General features: G+C 33.9%; 17 protein-coding genes. 6 read left to right on the forward strand and 11 right to left on the reverse strand.

What is annotated here, in order from left to right; translation table 11 throughout:
• Positions 1-133: 133 nt before the first annotated feature.
• Positions 134-538, forward strand: coding sequence for an inner membrane protein YiaA (gene yiaA / locus ABDW27_RS07600; RefSeq protein WP_343695349.1), 405 nt, complete (start codon positions 134-136; stop codon positions 536-538).
• 114 nt (positions 539-652) lie between these two features.
• On the opposite strand, the gene carB is transcribed toward yiaA, so the two are convergent.
• Together carB and rpmH are read right to left on the reverse strand one after the other, a co-directional pair.
• A complete protein-coding gene (carB, locus tag ABDW27_RS07605) occupies positions 653-3,508 on the reverse strand; it encodes a carbamoyl-phosphate synthase large subunit (protein WP_343695350.1) in 2,856 nt (951 codons plus the stop codon).
• A 146-nt stretch (positions 3,509-3,654) separates the two neighbouring features.
• Positions 3,655-3,816, reverse strand: coding sequence for a 50S ribosomal protein L34 (gene rpmH, locus ABDW27_RS07610; protein WP_008464848.1), 162 nt, complete (start codon positions 3,814-3,816; stop codon positions 3,655-3,657).
• A 168-nt stretch (positions 3,817-3,984) separates the two neighbouring features.
• Here rpmH and ABDW27_RS07615 point away from each other — a divergent pair, with 168 nt between their 5' ends.
• Positions 3,985-4,500 carry a DUF2892 domain-containing protein gene (locus ABDW27_RS07615; protein WP_343695351.1) on the forward strand — a complete coding sequence of 172 codons (516 nt, stop codon included), beginning with the start codon at positions 3,985-3,987 and terminating at the stop codon, positions 4,498-4,500.
• Positions 4,501-4,559: 59 nt separating this feature from the next.
• Here the strand turns inward: ABDW27_RS07615 and ABDW27_RS07620 are convergent, their stop codons facing one another.
• Positions 4,560-5,063 (reverse strand): hypothetical protein, encoded by a 504-nt coding sequence (locus tag ABDW27_RS07620; protein WP_343695352.1) that lies wholly within the window; start codon positions 5,061-5,063, stop codon positions 4,560-4,562.
• A 6-nt stretch (positions 5,064-5,069) separates the two neighbouring features.
• Positions 5,070-5,729 (reverse strand): alpha/beta hydrolase, encoded by a 660-nt coding sequence (locus ABDW27_RS07625; protein ID WP_343695353.1) that lies wholly within the window; start codon positions 5,727-5,729, stop codon positions 5,070-5,072.
• Between the two features lie 286 nt (positions 5,730-6,015).
• Between ABDW27_RS07625 and ABDW27_RS07630 the strand changes: the two genes are divergently transcribed.
• Complete coding sequence (locus tag ABDW27_RS07630; RefSeq protein ID WP_244160818.1) at positions 6,016-6,327, forward strand: N-acetyltransferase; 312 nt, start codon at positions 6,016-6,018, stop codon at positions 6,325-6,327.
• On the opposite strand, the gene ABDW27_RS07635 is transcribed toward ABDW27_RS07630, so the two are convergent.
• The 7 genes from ABDW27_RS07635 to ABDW27_RS07665 form a co-directional block, all read right to left on the reverse strand.
• Positions 6,324-7,754, reverse strand: coding sequence for an anion permease (locus tag ABDW27_RS07635; RefSeq protein WP_343695354.1), 1,431 nt, complete (start codon positions 7,752-7,754; stop codon positions 6,324-6,326). The two genes, ABDW27_RS07630 and ABDW27_RS07635, sit on opposite strands and share 4 nt — an antisense overlap.
• Before the next feature lie 21 nt (positions 7,755-7,775).
• Entirely contained in the window at positions 7,776-8,870 is a 1,095-nt protein-coding gene (locus tag ABDW27_RS07640; protein ID WP_343695355.1) for a porin, read from the reverse strand.
• Positions 8,871-9,100: 230 nt separating this feature from the next.
• Entirely contained in the window at positions 9,101-10,534 is a 1,434-nt protein-coding gene (locus ABDW27_RS07645; protein WP_343695356.1) for an anion permease, read from the reverse strand.
• Positions 10,535-10,558: 24 nt separating this feature from the next.
• Positions 10,559-11,713: a porin gene (locus tag ABDW27_RS07650; RefSeq protein ID WP_343695357.1), complete on the reverse strand. Its 1,155-nt coding sequence runs from the start codon at positions 11,711-11,713 to the stop codon at positions 10,559-10,561.
• 199 nt (positions 11,714-11,912) lie between these two features.
• Positions 11,913-13,547 (reverse strand): ABC-F family ATP-binding cassette domain-containing protein, encoded by a 1,635-nt coding sequence (locus ABDW27_RS07655; RefSeq protein ID WP_343695358.1) that lies wholly within the window; start codon positions 13,545-13,547, stop codon positions 11,913-11,915.
• A 632-nt stretch (positions 13,548-14,179) separates the two neighbouring features.
• A complete protein-coding gene (locus ABDW27_RS07660; RefSeq protein WP_343695359.1) occupies positions 14,180-15,355 on the reverse strand; it encodes a GlmU family protein in 1,176 nt (391 codons plus the stop codon).
• A 229-nt stretch (positions 15,356-15,584) separates the two neighbouring features.
• Entirely contained in the window at positions 15,585-15,839 is a 255-nt protein-coding gene (locus ABDW27_RS07665) for a type B 50S ribosomal protein L31 (protein WP_007804523.1), read from the reverse strand.
• Between the two features lie 246 nt (positions 15,840-16,085).
• Between ABDW27_RS07665 and ABDW27_RS07670 the strand changes: the two genes are divergently transcribed.
• The 3 genes from ABDW27_RS07670 (at position 16,086) to ABDW27_RS07680 (ending at position 19,408) form a co-directional block, all read left to right on the forward strand.
• Positions 16,086-16,628, forward strand: a complete 543-nt coding sequence (locus ABDW27_RS07670) for a DUF4199 domain-containing protein (RefSeq protein ID WP_343695360.1) — start codon at positions 16,086-16,088, stop codon at positions 16,626-16,628.
• A gap of 10 nt (positions 16,629-16,638) precedes the next feature.
• On the forward strand, positions 16,639-17,595 hold the full coding sequence (locus ABDW27_RS07675) for a glycosyltransferase family 2 protein (RefSeq protein WP_343695361.1): 957 nt from the start codon (positions 16,639-16,641) through the stop codon (positions 17,593-17,595).
• Between the two features lie 85 nt (positions 17,596-17,680).
• On the forward strand, positions 17,681-19,408 hold the full coding sequence (locus tag ABDW27_RS07680; protein WP_343695362.1) for a phospho-sugar mutase: 1,728 nt from the start codon (positions 17,681-17,683) through the stop codon (positions 19,406-19,408).
• The last annotated feature ends 201 nt before the right edge of the window (positions 19,409-19,609 follow it).

A 19,609-nucleotide genomic window follows, 5' to 3' on the forward strand; every position in this document is an offset into this window, starting at 1 on the left:
CAATACCAACAATTAAGAAGATTTTACTTTGTAATTTTTATTTTGGTGTTGACCTAATTTAATTACATTTACAAAATGAGATTTTTGATTCACCAAAACATAAATTTCAAAATCTAATTAAACAAGAATTAATATGATACAAAAAACATCAAATGCCTTTATCGCAGCATCTTGGGTTGCTCTTGGAGCCGGAACAATTGGTTTTATTGTTGGACTTGCCAGAGCCGAAATGCTTTTAAACGAAAAAGGATATTATTTCACCGTTTTAATGTTCGGACTTTTTGCCGTTGTTTCATTACAAAAAAGTGTGAGAGACCGTCTTGAAAAACTTCCGGTAACTGATATTTATTACGGAATATGCTGGTTCGGAACTTTACTTTCAATCGTACTTTTAGTCGTTGGATTATGGAACGCTACTATTTTACCAAGCGAAAAAGGTTTTTATGCTTTTGCTTTTCTATTAGCATTATTTGGTGCTATTTCAGTACAAAAGAATACCAGAGATAATATGAATTTTAGTCAAAACGAAAACAATTAAAATCCACATTTTGATTCAGGATTAGCATTCCGCAGGAATGTTTCATCGGTAGAAAAAATCATAAAAAAAGCTCCAATTTAAATTGGAGCTTTTCTATTATAATAAAACCTGAGATTATTTACTCAAATACATTTTTCTTCTAGAGTACAATTCGTAGAATTGATCGTCTTTTAAGTCATCAATAAACAAGATGCTTTCTCCTGTCGATTTCATTTCTGGTCCTAACGCTTTGTTTACGTTCGGGAATTTGCTGAAAGAGAAAACTGGCTGTTTGATTGCATAACCATTTAATTGCGGGTTGAAATCAAAATCAGTTACTTTATTGTGCCCTAACATTACTTTTGTAGCGTAGTTTACATAAGGTTCTCCGTAAGCTTTTGCAATAAACGGAACCGTTCTTGAAGCTCTTGGATTTGCCTCGATAATGTAAACCGTATCATCTTTAATCGCAAACTGAATGTTGATTAGACCAACCGTTTTTAAAGCTCTCGCAATTTTGTGCGTATGATCTTTAATTTGCTGCATAACAAATTCTCCTAAGTTGAAAGGAGGCAATGTAGCGTTACTATCTCCAGAGTGGACTCCGCAAGGCTCAATGTGCTCCATAATTCCGATGATATAAACATTTCCATCAGCATCACAGATTGCATCAGCTTCAGCTTCAATTGCTCCGGCTAAGTAGTGATCTAAAAGCAATTTGTTTCCTGGAATTGCTTTCAACAAATCGATAACGTGCTCTTCCAATTCTTTTTTGTTGATTACAATTTTCATTCCCTGACCTCCTAATACATACGAAGGACGAATTAAAAGCGGGAAATCTAAAGTATCTGCTAATTTTGAAGCTTCATCAGCCGTTTCAGCGATTCCGAATCTTGGGAAAGGAATGTGCAGCTCAGTTAATAAATCTGAGAATCTTCCTCTGTCTTCAGCTAAATCAAGTGCATCAAAACTAGTTCCGATGATTTTCACACCGTATTTAGATAATTTATCCGCCAATTTAAGAGCAGTCTGACCTCCAAGCTGAACAATTACACCTTCTGGTTTTTCGTGCTGAATGATGTCATAAATATGTTCCCAGAAAACTGGCTCGAAGTATAATTTATCAGCCGTATCAAAGTCTGTAGAAACCGTTTCAGGATTACAGTTAATCATGATTGTTTCATATCCGCATTCTTTAGCCGCCAAAACTCCGTGTACACAAGAATAATCAAATTCAATTCCTTGTCCAATTCTGTTTGGTCCAGAACCTAGAACGATCACTTTCTTTCTATCAGTAAGGATACTTTCGTTATCTACATAACGCTCTCCATTTGCTTTTTCGATTTCAGCTTCGAATGTTGAGTAGTAATAAGGTGTTTTTGCTTTAAACTCTGCCGCACAAGTATCAACCAATTTAAACACACGGTTGATGTTTTTCTCCATACGCAAAGTATGAACTTCACTTTCAAGACAACTCATCATGTGAGCCAATTGTCTGTCTGCAAAACCTTTTTGTTTCGCCTCAAGCAACAATTCTTTTGGAAGATTTGAAACTTTGTAGTTTGAGATTTCTTTTTCTAAAACATACAATTCTTCGTATTGTTTTAAGAACCACATATCGATTCTTGTAATTTCGTGAATTGTACTCAACGGAATTCCCATTGCGATAGCATCATAAATTACAAAAACACGATCCCAGCTTGCATAAGTTAGTTTCTCGATAATTTGTTCGTAATTTTTATATCCTTTTCCGTCAGCTCCTAAACCATTTCTTTTAATTTCTAAAGATTGTGTTGCTTTGTGTAAAGCTTCTTGAAAAGAACGTCCGATTCCCATAACTTCACCTACAGATTTCATCTGAAGGCCTAAAGTTCTGTCTGAACCTTCAAATTTATCGAAGTTCCAACGTGGTATTTTTACGATTACATAATCTAAAGTTGGTTCAAAAAGAGCCGAAGTCGATTTTGTAATTTGGTTTTGTAACTCATCTAAGTTGTATCCTAAAGCTAGTTTAGAAGCGATTTTTGCAATTGGGTATCCAGTTGCTTTTGAAGCCAAAGCAGAAGAACGAGATACACGAGGGTTGATCTCAATTGCTACGATATCTTCTTTTTCGTCTGGCGAAACTGCAAATTGTACGTTACATCCTCCAGCAAAATTTCCGATACTTCTCATCATTAAGATAGCGTAGTCACGTAATTTTTGGAAAGTTGTATCAGATAATGTCATCGCTGGTGCAACCGTGATAGAATCTCCAGTGTGGATTCCCATCGGGTCCATGTTTTCGATAGAACAGATAATTACAACATTATCATTTTTATCTCTTAAAAGCTCTAACTCGTACTCTTTCCATCCCATTAAAGCTTTGTCGATCAAAACTTCGTGAATTGGAGAAGCTTCAAGTCCGCGGGTTAAAAGCTCATCAAAATCTTCTTTTTTGTAAACCACAGCAGCTCCGGTTCCTCCAAGTGTAAACGATGGACGAATTACAAGCGGGAAACCAAATTCCTGAGCGATTTCTTTTCCTTCTAAGTAAGAAGTAGCCGTTTTTGCCGGTGCAGTTGGTACCTTAATTTTTTCTAAAAGCTGTTTAAACTGCTCTCTGTCTTCAGTAATATTAATTGCGTTTACATCAACACCGATTAATCTTACTCCGAAATCCTGCCAGATTCCTTTTTCCTCAGCTTCCAAACACAAGTTCAAAGCTGTTTGTCCTCCCATTGTAGGCAAAACAGCGTCAATTTGTGGATGTTCCTTAAGAATTTCAATAATCGATTTTGTAGTTAAAGGTTTCAAATAAATATGATCGGCCATAGATGGGTCGGTCATAATCGTCGCTGGATTTGAGTTTATAAGGATAACCTCAATTCCTTCTTCACGAATCGAACGTGCAGATTGAGATCCTGCATAATCGAATTCGCAAGCTTGACCAATAACAATAGGTCCCGAACCTATTATTAAAACGGATTTAATTGATGTGTCTTTAGGCATTTTTTATGTATTGTGTAGTTATATAAGTACTTTAAAAAACTTTTCTAGTGCGTTAAAAACTAGAAAGTTGAGAAAATTTTTACCGACAAGGTATAAAAAAAGGCGATACTAAGAAAGTAATCGCCTTATGTATGTTTATAAAAACATTATTTTTTGTGTCTAGGTTCGCTAGAAACAGTTAATTTATGTCTTCCTTTTGCTCTTCTACGCGCTAGAACTTTTCTTCCATTCGCAGAAGCCATTCTGTCCATAAATCCGTGCTTATTTCTTCTTTTTCTTTTCGATGGTTGAAATGTTCTTTTGCTCATTGCTTTGTATCTTTAAAAATGGTATCTAATTAACTCTTAATTGGTTTTGGATATCGTTGTTCAAAAACCGAGTGCAAATATACAAAGACTTTTTTTTCTGGCAAGTAGTTTTATAAAAATATTTTTAATTCCTTTTACTATATTTGCAATTACAAATATACAACTATTATGTTTAACAAAATTATCAAACTTATTCTAGCCGGACTTCTTATTGTTGCTGGCGTTTGGCAGATTATCGATAAAGAAATCGGAAATGGTATTTTCCTTATATTATTATCTGCTATTCCTATTTTTCTTTATTTTAAAAACGAATTTATCCTTTTAGCCTTCCTTAAATTAAGAAAACAAGACTTTGAAGGTGCTAAAAAATGGCTGGCATACATCAAAAATCCAGAAACTGCATTAGTAAGAAAACAACAGGGTTATCTTAACTATCTTCAGGGAATCATGCTTTCGCAGACGAATTTGATTCAAGCTGAAAAACATTTCAAAAAAGCTATCGAACTTGGACTATCAATGGATATGGATTTGGCTGTAGCTAAATTAAACCTTGCCGGAGTTGCCATGTCGCGCAGAAGAAAACTTGAAGCAACTAATTTATTAGCGGAAGTTAAAAAACTAGACAAACAAGGTATGCTGAAAGAGCAGGTTGCTATGATGAAAGAACAAATGAAGAAAATCTAAATTTTCTAAATTTTCAATATTTAAAATCCCAAATTCCAAAAAAGAGTTTGGGATTTTTTTTATTTTAAGGTATCAACAACAAATGTTGGCGATACTTCCATTAAAACCATTTTATTAATTTCTCTTAAATCTATCTTTTTATTTATTTTAGCAAACTGTAGATTTAGTTTAATTTTTTCTAGAGCTTCTCCAATATACCAAAATTGTTTAGGACCAGTATTACCATGAATTTTAAGTCTTTTTGACTGCTTTTTATCTTTTAGCATAAAAGCGTAAGTTGTCCCATCATCAAGACTATTATTTTCAAAAGTTTCATTTTTTGGGAAGGTAATAGTGTCTAATATATTCTGAATTTTTTCTTTTTGATCTTTATTTAAAATCGTAAAAGATGTTTCTTCCTTAACACCATACGCATCGACACAGTAAAGTGTATCAGAAGAATTAAATCTCAAATAATAGGACTCATTGAGGCTCCATTTAAAAAAAGTCAAATCAAAATCTTTTTTAGGAGATTTATTACATCCTGTTAAGATTAGAATCAGAGCTATAGCTAAGTTTCTCATATTACTTCAATCTTCTAATATAATCGAAGGAAGGTTCTCATTCAGCCATTTGTATTTATTGAGAATCATAATATGCGTACCGCCTTTTACCACAATACAGCTGTTAATGTATTTTATAGGAAAAACTTCGTCTTTGTCTCCATGTATATGAATTACGTTTTCATCAACAGCATTTCGATCCCATAAAATAACTGATTCTACAGCCCATTGCAGATAATTAAGATCGCGAACGGCTAGAAACTTCTCGTATAACTTAATACGTTTATTGACTTTTTCTCCAAATGAATATTTAGCCAGACTTTCGATATTCAAAATGAGTTTCATCGGAATGAGTTTGTAAGCCTTAGTCTTCTTTCCTATTTTCATTCTTCTCGGAAATTCAACACTGCTTCTAACACTGGATATAATAATAACTTTTCGGGTTTGAATATGTTTTGCTATTTCCTGAACTAAAATCCCGCCAAACGAAACGCCAATTAAAACCGGATTTTCATGTGTTATTTTTTTTGAGATTCGAAGCGCGTAATCTGACAAAGGTTCTTTAGGATGCGGAATTTCCCATTCTAACAAACAGGTTTCAAAAACAGATTCGTCTAGTTTGATTCTTTCAAAAATGGCCGGACTAGCAGCGAGACCCGGCATAAAATATACAGGAATTTTACTCATTTGTTTGAAATGGAATTACAGTTACAGCTTTTAATTTCAAGCTAAATTTACTTTTTTTAGCAATATGAACCGCAATTTGCACACCATAATTATATATTAAAACGAATAATGTAGTAAAAAGAGTAAAGTTTTCAATGATGCGGGAACTTGAAAAAATAATTTCATATTGAAAATCAAATGATTAACTTTGCATACCAAATCAACCTAACTTAAAGATCTTTTTTAAAGATTTTTATTAACCACATATTACGTTCTTTTTCTAATATTTTTTATTTCACCCAAAAACATGACAAATATGGAACCTACTGCAACTATGGAAATCAAAGACAACACTTTTGCAAGACAATTTGAAACCGTAATTCCCGAGGGGATGTTAAGCGTTGAATATTCTTTTCAGGAAAAAAAGATTTTTTTGACGAAAATAAACACGCCTGAAAATTTTGAAAACCAGCCTGTAATTGATACTCTGCTTAAAAACATTATGGAATTAAGCACTGAAAAAAAATTCAGAGTTGTACCGATTCACCCAAAAATCGCAACGTTTTTTAAAAAAAATCCAAAGTACAAAGAGTTATTGCCTCCGGGAATCAGAATCTAAAAATCTCCGATTATCCAAAGCCATAATCCTCCAATTACCATATAGATAAAAAGCATTACGAGTCCGGTTATTAAACCTTTCACCCACCAGCTTTTTAAATCGACATATCCGCTCCCAAAGAAAACGGGAGCCGGACCATGTCCGTAGTGTGTTAATGTTCCGTAAATTGAACCCATAAAACCAAGCATAAAAGCTAGAAGCAATCCCGGAATTCCGAGTGAAACTCCAACTCCTAATAAAGCGGCATACATTGCTGCTACGTGAGCCGTGGCACTTGCAAAAAGATAATGGCTAAAAAAGTATACTAATATTATTATCGGAAAAGCCATCTGCCAGCTTAATCCGCCTATTTGTGCTTTTACAACATTACTAAACCAGCCTATAAAACCTAATTCGTTTAGCGAACTGGCCATCATTACCAAAACCGAAAACCATACAATAGTATCCCAAGCACCTTTTTCGGCTTTTACATCATCCCAGGTTAAAACTGAAGTTAACAGCAGAATTACTAATCCGATAAAAGCGGTAGTAGTAGCATCAATTGAAAATAAATCTCCAGTCATCCACAGAAATAATAATATAAAGAAAGTCAGGAGCATCATCCACTCGTTGCGGGTAATGGGTCCCATTTCTTTTAATTTTTGAGAAGCAATCTGCGGAGCATCACCTGTTTTTTTTAATTCAGGCGGATAAATTTTATACAACACAAACGGAATTACAAAAAAAGCGCATAAACCCGGAACTATTGCTGCGGCGGCCCACGACATCCAGGTTATTTTAATTCCGAGATTGAGTGCAAACTTCTGGCACATTGGATTACTGGCTGTTCCGGTAAGAAACATTGATGAGGCTATTAAATTCATATTATAACAGTTCAATGTTAAATATGAACCTAATTTTCTGTGTGTTTCAGGCTGTTCGGGCAGTGAACCAAAACTCATTGACATTGATTTCATTATGGGATAAATAATTCCGCCGCCGCGTGCAGTATTACTTGGTACGGCTGGTGCCAAAACTAAATCAGCAAGACCTAAACCGTAGGCCAGACCAAGAGAGCTTTTTCCAAATATTCTAATAAACAAAAAAGCAATTCGGTTTCCTAAACCCGTTTTTATAAATCCGCGCGCTATAAAAAATGAAATTCCGATAAGCCAGATTACCTTATCTCCAAAACCTTTTAATGCCAGTGTAATTGATTTTCCGGGATCGCCCGGTGCCAGCACCTGCGTGAATGCTGTTAGCGCAATGGCAATCATACACATGGTTCCCATTGGAGCAGCTTTTAGAATAATTCCTAAAATTGTGGCAACAAATATGGCAAACAAATGCCAGGCTTCTGCAACTACACCGTCTGGAGCAGGTATAAACCAAATACCCAGTCCAACTGCAAGTGTAATCAGGGTTTGCGGAATTTGTACTTCTTTCATAATTATAGCTTTTGAATTAAACTACAGTCTGCACTGAAACTGAATTATAAATAAATTATCACTATACGTTGATGTATCTGGGATGTTTCGATCAAAATGATCTAGCTCAAATCCCATTTCTATACGACCTGTATATGCTTTTCCAAATTCTAAACTTATCATTGGCGTATAGGTTTGTCTTACGTTTGAATCTATTTTATAACTGGGATCAAATCTTTCATAACGACAGGATAATTCCAGAGAAGTCAATTTTTTATAATCGATTTGGTATCTTACATTAGGAAGAAAATAAATACCGCGCATTTGGTAATCGGCAACATCATCTGTTCTCGAGTCGACGGGTAAAGAAAAATACAAATTATGGTTTGTTCCTTGTTTGTATTCTATCTGCAAATCGAATGTAAAGCGATCTGTAATTCTAAAATCGCTGGTAATATCGGCGCCAACGGCATATACTTTTTCTTTGGCATATTTTCCGATACCGCCATTTAATCCTAGATTAATTTTATGCTGTTTTGATAATCCAAAAACAAATCTCGAAGAATATTGTTTTCCGTTGTCATTGTCTTTTTCCTGATTTTTTCCATTTCCATTTAAAACAGAAACTGAATAGTTTACAGGCATTTTTCCGATGTCAAAATTTCCGGTTGCCGAAGCTCCTATTTGAAAACTGGTCCACCCATTTTTTCCAAATTCGTAATATTGATTAGAGAAATCAAAAGATTTAATGATATCTACAGGAACTAATTCTTCTATACCAAAAGCAGGACGAAACTGTCCTCCTAAAACAGCTATGTATTTATTGAAAGTATATTTTGCGTAAGCGTTTTCGAGAACTTTACCTTTTGTATCCGATTTAAAATCGGCAAGGTTTACCAGAATAACAACTTCTGTGGCTTCGCTAAGTTTTGTGTTTAGCCCAACACGCATTCTTTTTATATCAAATGAGCTTTGGGTAACGTCACCTGTGGAGTGATGAACTCCTAAAACATCTACATTGTCTCCAAAACTTTCGAGATATCTGGCCTGAAAAAGGCCTTTAAACTGAAATTGAGGATATTTAATACTACTTTCAGAATCTACTGCTTTTTGAGTTTCGGCAGTCTGGGCATTCATAAAAAGTGGTATTAGAAAAACAAAAGCAATTCTTATTAGTAAAGGTGTATTCATACGCTCCAGAAATAAAAAATTAAACTTCGCTTTCTGTTTTTAAAAACAGCTAATGATGTTTTTGGAAAACACTATACCAAATTACTAAAAAAATCAATACTTGTAAAAATTATTGCATTAAAAATGCAAAAGGCATAAGAAGTAACTTATGCCTTTTAAAATATTTTAATTATTTATCAATTTGTATATCCCAATAAATTTAGCCATAATCCTCCAACGATCAGATAAATCAGTAACATTGCCAGTCCTGTAATAAGCCCTTTTATCCACCAGTTCTTTAGATCGACATAACCGCTTCCAAAATAAACCGGTGCGGGTCCGTGTCCGTAATGCGTCAATGTTCCATAAACAGACCCTACAAATCCTAACATAAAAGCCAGAAACAACCCAGGCACTCCAAGTGAAACTCCAACGGCTAACAATGCTGCATACATTGCCGCAACATGTGCTGTTGCACTTGCGAATATATAATGACTAAAGAAGTAGACAGAAATAATAATTACAAAAGCTATTTGCCAGCTTAGACCTGTCATTTGTGCTTTTACAATTTCACTAAACCAGCCAATAAATCCTAATTTGTCTAATGAACTGGCCATCATTACCAAAACTGCAAACCATACAATGGTATCCCACGCTCCTTTTTCACCTTTGACATCTTCCCATGTCAGTACTGATGTAAGAAGTAAAACCACTAAACCAATGAATGCTGTGGTAGTTGCATCTATTGAAAACAAATCTCCTGTCATCCACAGAAACAATAAGATAACAAAGGTTAAAAGCATTAGCCATTCATTTTTTGATACTGCCCCCATTTCTTTTAATTTCTGAGCAGCTACTTTTGGAGCATCGCCTGTTTTCTTTAATTCTGGCGGGTAGATTTTATATAATAAAAATGGAATTACAAAAAATGCGGTTAAGCCGGGAATTAAGGCTGCAATTGCCCACGATGTCCATGAAATATGTATGCCCAGATTTTCTGCAAATTTTTGACACATCGGATTACTTGCTGTTCCTGTTAAAAACATTGACGATGCTATAAGATTTACGTTATAACTGCTCAAAGTAAGAAAGGCTCCCAATTTTCTTTTGGTTTCCGGTTTATCAGGATCTGAATCAAAATTCATGGACATTGATTTCATAATAGGATAAATTATCCCGCCGCCTCTGGCCGTATTACTCGGTACGACAGGTGCTAAAACTAAATCTGCCAAACCCAATCCGTATGCTAATCCTAAGGAACTTTTACCAAATATTTTTATGAATAAAAAAGCTATTCGGTTTCCTAATCCTGTCTTTATAAAACCTCGGGCAATAAAAAATGAGATCCCAATAAGCCATATTACTTTATTACCAAAACCGCTTAAAGCAAAGGTTATAGAATCTCCTGCACTTTCTGGTGCTAAAACCTGAGTAAAAGCTGTAACCCCAACTGCGATCATACACATAGTCCCCATTGATGCAGCTTTTAAAATAATGCCGAGAATTGTTGAAATAAAAATTGCGAATAAATGCCATGCTTCTGGTGTAAGACCAGATGGAGTTGGAACAAACCAGATTATCAAACCTATTACTAATGTAATAATTGATTTTTTTATGTCTATTTCTTTCATTATTAGTATTGTTAAAAATTAATTTTAGAAAAATCTCCCTTGAAATTGTATGATAAATAAGTTGTTATCATATATAGAAGTGTTTGGAATATTACGCTTGTAGTTGTCAAACTGCATTCCCATTTCGATACGGCCGGTATAACCTTTTCCAAACTCCAAACTTGCCATAGGTGTATAGGTTTGTTTCGCATTTGAATCTATTTTGAAATTCCTGTCAAAATATTCATATCTGCATGAAAATTCTATTGCTGTTAATTTTCGATATTGTATCTCATATCTTAGATTAGGCAGGAAATACGCTCCTCGCATTTGATATTCGTTAAGATTTGAAGTTCTCGCATCTGGAGCTAATGAATAATATAAGTAATGATTAATTCCCTGTTTTGCTTCAAGTTGTATTTGCAGTGTAAATTTGTCTGCCAACTTAAAATCGGCAGTAAGATCAAGACCAAGTGCAAAAACTTTGTTTTTATAAACTTCACCAATACCGCCATTAAGACCAAAATTGATGTTATGCTTTTTATCCAATTCAAAACCCAGACGTGTTGAATACTGCTTTCCATTATCTTTATCAGAAACCTGATCTTTTCCATTTCCGTTTACTGCTGAAACAGCATAAGTAACGGGCATTTTTCCTAAATTAAGACTTCCGAACATAGAAGCTCCAATTTGAAAACTTGTCCATCCATTATTTCCAAATTCTGAGTATTGATTTGAGTAATCAAATGATTTAAGAATATCCGCCGGGTTTAATTCCTCGATTCCAAAAGCTGGTCTGAACTGCCCCACTAAAAAGCCAATATTTTTATTAAAAGTATATCTTGCAAAAGCATTTTCGAGGACTTTGCCTTTAGGATCTGATTTGAAATCTGCAAAATTTGCCAGTACTACAACATCAAAACTTTCTCCTAATTTAGTTGTAACTCCCAACCGCATTCTTTTAATATCAAAGGTATCTTCTACGGCTTTATCATCCGAATGATGAAGTCCGCTTACTGCGTCAACTCCATTAGTAAATCCACTTAAATACCTCGCCTGAAAAAGACCCTGAAATTTGAATTGTGGATATTTTACTTCTGTCTTAGAATTAGAATCTATTGTTTGTCCATTCGATAAAAATGGAAATAATAAGCCCAATAGAAAAGCCTTAAAAACTGAAAAATTATGTATTCGATTCATAACTATAAAAATTAAATTCAATCCGAAAACAAACTTTAAATAAGTTTATTCTTACAGTAAATTTAATTTTATGTCAGTTCTAAAAACCTGATTTAAATCATCATTTTAATTATTATTAACTTTTAGCTTTTTTAATATTAGGCACAAAAAAAAAGCATAAGAATTAACTTATGCTTTCTGTAATTATTTGCATTTTAACTTATTTTTCAATCTCTCTCATCGAATCCATTTTTTTATGTGCAAGGAAACCTGCCACATCTTCAAAGTGTTCTTTAACTCGTTTGTTACCAAATTCAAAAACTTTAGTTGCTAATCCGTCAAGGAAATCACGGTCGTGAGAAACCAAGATCAGAGTTCCGTCAAAATCACGTAAAGCATCTTTAATGATATCTTTAGTCTTCATATCTAAGTGATTTGAAGGCTCATCCAGAATTAACAAGTTCACTGGCTCCAGCAACAATTTAATCATTGCCAAACGTGTTTTTTCTCCTCCTGAAAGCACTTTTACTTTTTTGGTGATATCATCTCCCTGAAACATGAAAGCTCCTAAGATATTTTTGATTTGTGTTCTGATATCTCCAACTGCAATACTATCGATTGTTTCAAAAATGGTTGCGTTTTCATCTAATAGAGCGGCTTGATTTTGAGCAAAATAGCCAATTTGCGCATTATGTCCAATATCAACACTTCCAGAATCTACCCCAATTTCTTTCATGATTGCTTTAATCATAGTAGATTTTCCTTCTCCATTTTTCCCAACAAATGCTACTTTCTGACCACGTTCAATTACGATGTTTGCATCTTTAAAAACAACATGATCTCCGTACGATTTAGACATTTCTTTTACAATAACCGGATATTGTCCTGAACGTGCAGCCGGCGGGAATTTTAAACGTAATGCTGATGTATCTACTTCGTCAACCTGAACAATTTCAAGTTTTTCAAGCATTTTTACACGTGACTGAACAGCATCTGTTTTTGAGAATGTTCCTTTAAAACGTTCAATAAACGCACGGTTTTCTGCAATCATTTTTTGCTGTTCGTCATAGGCTTTCTGCTGATGTATACGACGGTCTTTTCTTAACTCTAAATAATGAGAATATTTTGCTTTGTAATCGTAAATTCTTCCCATTGTAACTTCAATAGTACGGTTGGTAATATTATCTACAAACGCTCTATCGTGCGAAATTACAACTACTGCTTTTGCCTGATTCAATAAGAATTCTTCCAGCCATTGAATACTTTCTATATCCATGTGGTTGGTAGGCTCATCCAGCAAAATCAAATCTGGTTTCTGTAAAAGGATTTTAGCTAATTCGATACGCATTCTCCATCCTCCTGAAAACTCCGATGTCTGACGTGAAAAATCTTCTCTTTCAAACCCTAAACCAACTAATATTTTCTCAACTTCAGCTTCATAATTCACTTCTTCGATAGCATAAAATTTCTCGCTTAAGTCAGAAACTCTTTCGATTAATTTCATGTATTCGTCACTTTCATAATCTGTACGAACGGTTAACTGCTCATTGATTTCGTCGATTTCGGCTTTCATTTTAAAAATATCGCTGAAAGCTTTTGATGCTTCTTCCATTACAGTTGCTCCATCTTCTGTAAGCAAATGCTGTGGCAGGTAAGCAATTACAGCTTCTTTTGGAGCCGAAATATTTCCTGTTGAAGGCTTATTTACACCTGCAATTATTTTTAAAAGTGTCGATTTTCCCGCACCATTTTTACCCATAAGGGCAATTTTATCATTTTCGTTGATAGCAAAAGAAACATCGCTAAAAAGTGTAGTTCCGCCAAACTGAACCGAAATATCGTTAACTGTAATCATTTGTCTTTTGTGAATTTTGTTTAATCGGTTAATCGTTTATCCGACTACCCATTTTTTTCGTGCTGCAAAGATAGATTAATTAGATAATTAGGCAATTACAAAATGTGGCAATTTATCAATTAGATAATTTTGAGAATGTTTTCATTCTGTTCATTAAACTGGACTGAAGTCCAGCTCTACAATATAAAATGTTCCTTCGGAACAACAAAAGATCCATCGGCTCGATATATTTTGTAGGGCTGGACTTCAGTCCAGTTAATATATAGATATGCAAAAACAAAACCCGGCAGGTTTTAAAACCTGTCGGGTTTGCAAAAATTATCTAATTTTCTAATTGCCTAATTATCTAATTAATCTTTTCTCCATTTTTTTGTTTCTTCAAAAATATGTTCTAAGATCGCAGCTTCTGTTTCGTCAAATTCAATATTTCTTCGACTCTTAACCGGACTAAAGTCCAGCCCTACAATATAGATCAAGCCAAAGGCTCTTTTAAGTTCCGAAGGAACGAATTATATTGTAGAGCTGGACTTCAGTCCAGTTCAAATACATGCAAAAAAATAAAACCCGACAGGTTTTAAAAACCTGTCGGGTTTGCAAAAATTATCTAATTTTCTAATTGCCTAATTATCTAATTAGTCTTTTCTCCATTTTTTTGTTTCTTCGAAAATATGTTCTAAGATCGAAGCTTCTGTTTCGTCAAATTCGATATTTCTTCGGCTCATAACTAATCTGGCTGTTTCAAAGGCTTTTTTAGTTACATAAGTTGTAAATCCTGCTGCACCGCCCCAAGAAAAACTCGGAACAAAATTGCGAGGAAATCCAGAACCAAAAATATTGGCACTTACTCCAACAACAGTCCCGGTGTTAAACATTGTATTTATTCCGCATTTACTGTGATCTCCCATCATTAAGCCACAAAACTGAAGTCCTGTTTTTGCAAAACCTTCTGTTTCATAACTCCATAATTTAACTTCTTCGTAGTTGTTTTTTAGGTTTGAATTATTTGAATCTGCTCCAATATTACACCATTCACCTAAAACAGAATCACCTAAAAATCCTTCGTGTCCTTTATTTGAATTTGCAAAAAGAACTGAATTTTTAACCTCACCGCCTATTCTTGATCCCGGACCAACAGTTGTTGCGCCATAAACCTTAGCCGACATTTTTACCATTGCATTTTCACATAAAGCAAAAGGTCCGCGAATTACGGTTCCTTCCATAATCTCGGTATTCTTTCCTATATATATAGGTCCTGTCGATGCGTTTAAAGTTACAAACTCTAATTTTGCACCTTCTTCTATAAATATATTTTCCGGAGCAATTACGTTTACACTTTTAGGAATTGGTTGTGATTTTCTGTCTTCGGTTAAAAAAGCAAAATCGGCACGAATAGCAGCATCATTTTTTGAAAAAATATCCCAGGTATGTTCAATTGTTAAACAATCGTCGTTATAGTGAATGATTTCGTATGAATCAAAATCAACTTCTTCCTGATTTTCTGTAGTAAAAAAAGCAATTACATCTTCTCCTTTAAAAATTGCCTGATTTGGTTTTAATTCCGTAACAAGTTCAACAAGCGTATCATTTGGCAAATACGCCGCATTTATCATTACATTTTCTTCCATTTCTACCATTGGGAATTTAGTTGAAAGGTAATCTTCTGTAATTGTTGTTATTGTAGAGCCCAAACGTGTTTCCCATTTTTGGCGAATGGTCATAATTCCGATTAAAATATCAGCAACTGGTCTTGTAAAGGTAAAAGGTAATAAAGCATTCCGGACGGGACCGTCAAAAAGAATGTAATTCATAAATTTGATTTAATGTGTTAAAATTAGTTTGGTTACCGAGGTCAAAGTTACAAATATTTATGTGTTTCATTAATATATGTTTTTTCTGATAACCACGAATTCACGAATTAAATTTATTATCCCACTATGATAATCAAAAATAATTCGTGAATTCGCGGCTTATTAAAAAATACAGCATAAAAAAAGCCTTCCAGTTTTGGAAGGCTTTCTGTATAGTTTTAAACAGCTATTATTTTTTAGCGTGTTTTGCATATTTAGTTTTGAATTTATCAATACGTCCTGCAGTATCGATAAGTTTAGATTTACCAGTATAAAAAGGGTGAGATGTTCTAGAAATCTCCATTTTTACAACTGGATACTCAACTCCGTCAACTTCAATTGTTTCTTTTGTATCTGCAGTAGATTTAGTGATAAAAACGTCATCATTTGACATGTCTTTAAATGCAACTAATCTGTAATTTTCTGGGTGAACTCCTTTTTTCATCTTTTCTTTTTATTTATTGTTTGGAACATTTTTATTTCGAAGCTTTTTCATGGTTAGAAAAAGGTATAAACAAAGAATGCTCTTTTTTGTTTAAAATTTTAATTAATTTTGAGTGTGCAAATTTACAATTCTTTTTTAATAAACAAATACTTAGCTTACTTTTTTTTAGTTTATTTCGAAAAGCTTTTTTTATCTCCGATTATAGTGGGAATTACTATATTTGTGGATTAAAAAAATTGTTATTTTATGGATAAAAGTATATCACCTGCCAAGTCAGGAACAATGTATGGTGTTTTATTTGGTGTTATAATGGTTTTAGAGTTTGTGATTATGTATGTAATAGGCATGAAATCATTAGTAAATACAAGTGTTGGAACGATAGTAAATATAGCAAACTATTTAGTTTTACCTCTTATATTTATATTCTTAGGCTGTAATCATTATAAGAAAAACATCAACAATGGTTTTATATCTTTTTCTGAATGTTTAAAAACCGGAGTCTCTATTACTGTTCTTGCAGGTTTAATATATGCTATCTTTAGTGTGATTTTTAACTTCATTTTTCCTGATTTTATAAATGAAATGTTAGATATTACCAGAAGCCAAATGATTGCTCAAAATCCTAATATAACCGCAAAAGAACTAGAAATGGGACTTGGTATGGTTAAAAAATTCATGAATCCGTTAATTGTTTTTCCGGTAACATTAGTTATGTATTCATTAATCGGATTAATATACTCCTTAATTGTCGGAGCAATTGTAAAGAATGAAAAACCATCAAGTCTATAATAAAAAATAAATGAATCTATCTATACTTATACCGCTTCTAAACGAGGAGGAATCGCTTAAAGAACTCTACGCATGGATTATTAAAGTGATGCAGTCTAACAATTACTCTTATGAAATCATTTTTGTAGATGATGGAAGTACAGATGATTCCTGGAATATTATTGAAAGTTTTTCTAACGAAAATCCTAATGTAAAAGGAATTCGTTTTATGAAAAACTTCGGAAAATCTCAGGCTTTGCACGCTGGTTTTGCAAAAGCAAAAGGTGATGTTATCATTACGATGGATGCTGATCTTCAGGACAGTCCTGATGAAATTCCGGAATTGTATGAAATGATCACCAAAGAAAAATTTGATTTGGTTTCTGGCTGGAAAAAGAAACGCTACGATTCTGTTGTAGCAAAAAATCTTCCGTCAAAATTATTTAACTGGGCAGCCAGAAAAACTTCTGGTGTTGAGTTAAACGATTTTAACTGCGGATTAAAAGCTTACAAAAACGTTGTTGTAAAAAACATTGAGGTTTCGGGCGAAATGCACCGTTACATTCCCGTTTTGGCTAAAAATGCGGGTTTTGCAAAAATTGGCGAAAAAGTAGTTATTCACCAGGCAAGAAAATACGGAGAAACTAAATTTGGAATGGAACGTTTCATAAATGGTTTTCTGGATTTAATTACAATTTGGTTTTTATCGAGATTCGGAAAAAGACCAATGCACTTATTTGGTGCCATGGGTTCGATTATGTTTATAATCGGTTTTTTATCTGCCGGATATATTGGCGTTTCTAAACTATACCATATGTATAGTGGAGTTAAATATACTTTGGTAACTAATAATCCGTGGTTTTATATTGCATTAACTACGATGATTTTGGGGACACAGCTTTTCCTTGCCGGGTTTTTAGGTGAAATCATTTTGAGAACTAAAAACAACGAAGCTAGATATAAAGTAGCACGTGAAGTAAATTTTTGACACAAATCAGGAAAAAAAAATCTTTTTGAGTCAAACTAACCTTCGAAGAAAAACTATCTTTATCAAAACATAAAAGAAAACTTACATGAATATAGCACCTAATATTTTAAACGCTGTAAATGAATGGCTGACTCCTACGTTTGATCAGGAAACGCAGGCAGCAGTAAAAGAATTAATGACAACGTCTCCTAAAGACCTTGAAGAAAGTTTCTACAAAAATCTTGAATTTGGAACTGGTGGTATGCGTGGCGTTATGGGTGTTGGAAACAACAGAATTAACAAATATACGCTTGGAAAAAACACTCAGGGCTTATCTGATTATCTACACAAAGTATTCCCAAATGAACCATTAAAAGTAGTTATTGCTTATGATTGCCGTCATAACAGTAATACTTTGGCAAAAGTGGTTGCAGATGTTTTTTCTGCAAATGGAATTCAGGTTTATTTATTTTCAGATTTAAGACCAACTCCAGAATTATCTTTTGCCCTTAAATATTTAGGCTGTCAATGCGGAATTGTCCTTACAGCATCTCACAATCCGCCAGAATACAACGGATATAAAGTGTACTGGCAGGATGGCGGACAAATTGTTCCTCCGCAAGATGGAGAAATCATTGAAGTAATTGAAAGTTTAGACTACGATAAAATTAAATTCAATGCAAACGAAAGCTTAATTCAATATATTGATACTGAAATTGACAAAGCGTTTGTAAAATCATCTATCGAAAACGCAAGTTTTAATACTCCGGCTGAAGCCAAAGACAATCTTCATATTGTTTTTACTTCACTGCACGGAACTTCTATAAAATCTATTCCGGACGTTTTATCACAGGCTGGATATAAAAATGTTCACATTGTACCGGAGCAGGCCGTTCCGGATGGAGATTTCCCAACTGTAAAATCTCCAAATCCAGAAGAACCAGAAGCTTTAACAATGGCTTTGGCTTTAGCAGATAAAACAAATTCTGATATTGTTGTGGGTACAGATCCAGACTGCGACCGTTTAGGTGTTGCCGTTAGAAACAACGATGGAAAAATGATTTTACTGAACGGAAACCAAACCATGGTTTTGATGACTTCTTTCCTTTTAAAACAATGGAAAAAAGCCGGAAAAATTAACGGAAAACAATTTGTAGGTTCAACAATTGTTTCTACTCCAATGATGATGGAACTGGCAACAAGTTATGGCGTTGAATGCAAAGTTGGTTTAACAGGATTCAAATGGATCGCTAAAATGATTAAAGATTTCCCTGAACTTCAATTTATTGGCGGTGGAGAGGAAAGCTTTGGTTTTATGGTTGGCGATGCCGTTAGAGATAAGGATGCTGTTGCTGCTACATTATTAATATGCGAAGTTGCTGCTCAGGCAAAAGCTGCAGGAAGCTCTGTTTACAAAGAACTTTTACAGCTTTATGTAGAGAACGGTTTCTACAAAGAATACTTAGTTTCTTTAACTAAAAAAGGAATGGAAGGTTTAGAAGAAATCAATCAGATGATGATTAATTTACGCCAAAATCCTCTAAAAGAAATCAACGGTCAGCGAGTAATTATGGTTGAAGACTATCAATCATCTACGGCTTTGAATTTATTGACAAATGAAGAATCTTCAATGGATATTCCAAAATCAAACGTATTGATTTATTATACAGAAGACGGCTCTAAAATTTGCGCAAGACCAAGTGGAACTGAACCAAAAATCAAATTCTACATAAGCGTAAATGCTGAATTAGAATCGGTTGCGGATTTTGATGAAGCTGAAAGTTTCTTAGACGGAAAAATACAAAACATCATTGCAGACATGCAGTTGAAGTAATAAAAACGGGTGACAAGCTCCTGTATAAATATCATAATTGCGAACATACTTTGTTACAATTAACCGATTAAGTTCGACATTTAGAACTCTGATTTACATTTATAACAAATGAAAATCAGAGTTTTTTACTAAAAAAAAGCAAAAAAAAATTGAAAACAAACCAATTGGATTAATTTTGTCCAATAAAAATTCCCAAAAAAA

It is taken from the genome of Flavobacterium sp. (genome assembly GCF_039595935.1).
Classification (GTDB): Bacteria; Bacteroidota; Bacteroidia; order Flavobacteriales; family Flavobacteriaceae; genus Flavobacterium.

Bases quoted from the DNA above. Each gene is read 5' to 3' on its own strand.
- ABDW27_RS07640 (WP_343695355.1), bottom strand. From the start codon at position 8,870: ATGAATGCCCAGACTGCCGAAACTCAAAAAGCAGTAGATTCTGAAAGT.
- ABDW27_RS07625 (WP_343695353.1), bottom strand. From the start codon at position 5,729: ATGAGTAAAATTCCTGTATATTTTATGCCGGGTCTCGCTGCTAGTCCG.
- ABDW27_RS07615 (WP_343695351.1), top strand. From the start codon at position 3,985: ATGTTTAACAAAATTATCAAACTTATTCTAGCCGGACTTCTTATTGTT.
- carB (WP_343695350.1), bottom strand. From the start codon at position 3,508: ATGCCTAAAGACACATCAATTAAATCCGTTTTAATAATAGGTTCGGGA.
- ABDW27_RS07645 (WP_343695356.1), bottom strand. From the start codon at position 10,534: ATGAAAGAAATAGACATAAAAAAATCAATTATTACATTAGTAATAGGT.
- yiaA (WP_343695349.1), top strand. From the start codon at position 134: ATGATACAAAAAACATCAAATGCCTTTATCGCAGCATCTTGGGTTGCT.
- ABDW27_RS07670 (WP_343695360.1), top strand. From the start codon at position 16,086: ATGGATAAAAGTATATCACCTGCCAAGTCAGGAACAATGTATGGTGTT.
- ABDW27_RS07660 (WP_343695359.1), bottom strand. From the start codon at position 15,355: ATGAATTACATTCTTTTTGACGGTCCCGTCCGGAATGCTTTATTACCT.
- ABDW27_RS07630 (WP_244160818.1), top strand. From the start codon at position 6,016: ATGACAAATATGGAACCTACTGCAACTATGGAAATCAAAGACAACACT.
- ABDW27_RS07650 (WP_343695357.1), bottom strand. From the start codon at position 11,713: ATGAATCGAATACATAATTTTTCAGTTTTTAAGGCTTTTCTATTGGGC.
- rpmH (WP_008464848.1), bottom strand. From the start codon at position 3,816: ATGAGCAAAAGAACATTTCAACCATCGAAAAGAAAAAGAAGAAATAAG.
- ABDW27_RS07620 (WP_343695352.1), bottom strand. From the start codon at position 5,063: ATGAGAAACTTAGCTATAGCTCTGATTCTAATCTTAACAGGATGTAAT.
- ABDW27_RS07635 (WP_343695354.1), bottom strand. From the start codon at position 7,754: ATGAAAGAAGTACAAATTCCGCAAACCCTGATTACACTTGCAGTTGGA.
- ABDW27_RS07680 (WP_343695362.1), top strand. From the start codon at position 17,681: ATGAATATAGCACCTAATATTTTAAACGCTGTAAATGAATGGCTGACT.
- ABDW27_RS07675 (WP_343695361.1), top strand. From the start codon at position 16,639: ATGAATCTATCTATACTTATACCGCTTCTAAACGAGGAGGAATCGCTT.
- ABDW27_RS07655 (WP_343695358.1), bottom strand. From the start codon at position 13,547: ATGATTACAGTTAACGATATTTCGGTTCAGTTTGGCGGAACTACACTT.
- ABDW27_RS07665 (WP_007804523.1), bottom strand. From the start codon at position 15,839: ATGAAAAAAGGAGTTCACCCAGAAAATTACAGATTAGTTGCATTTAAA.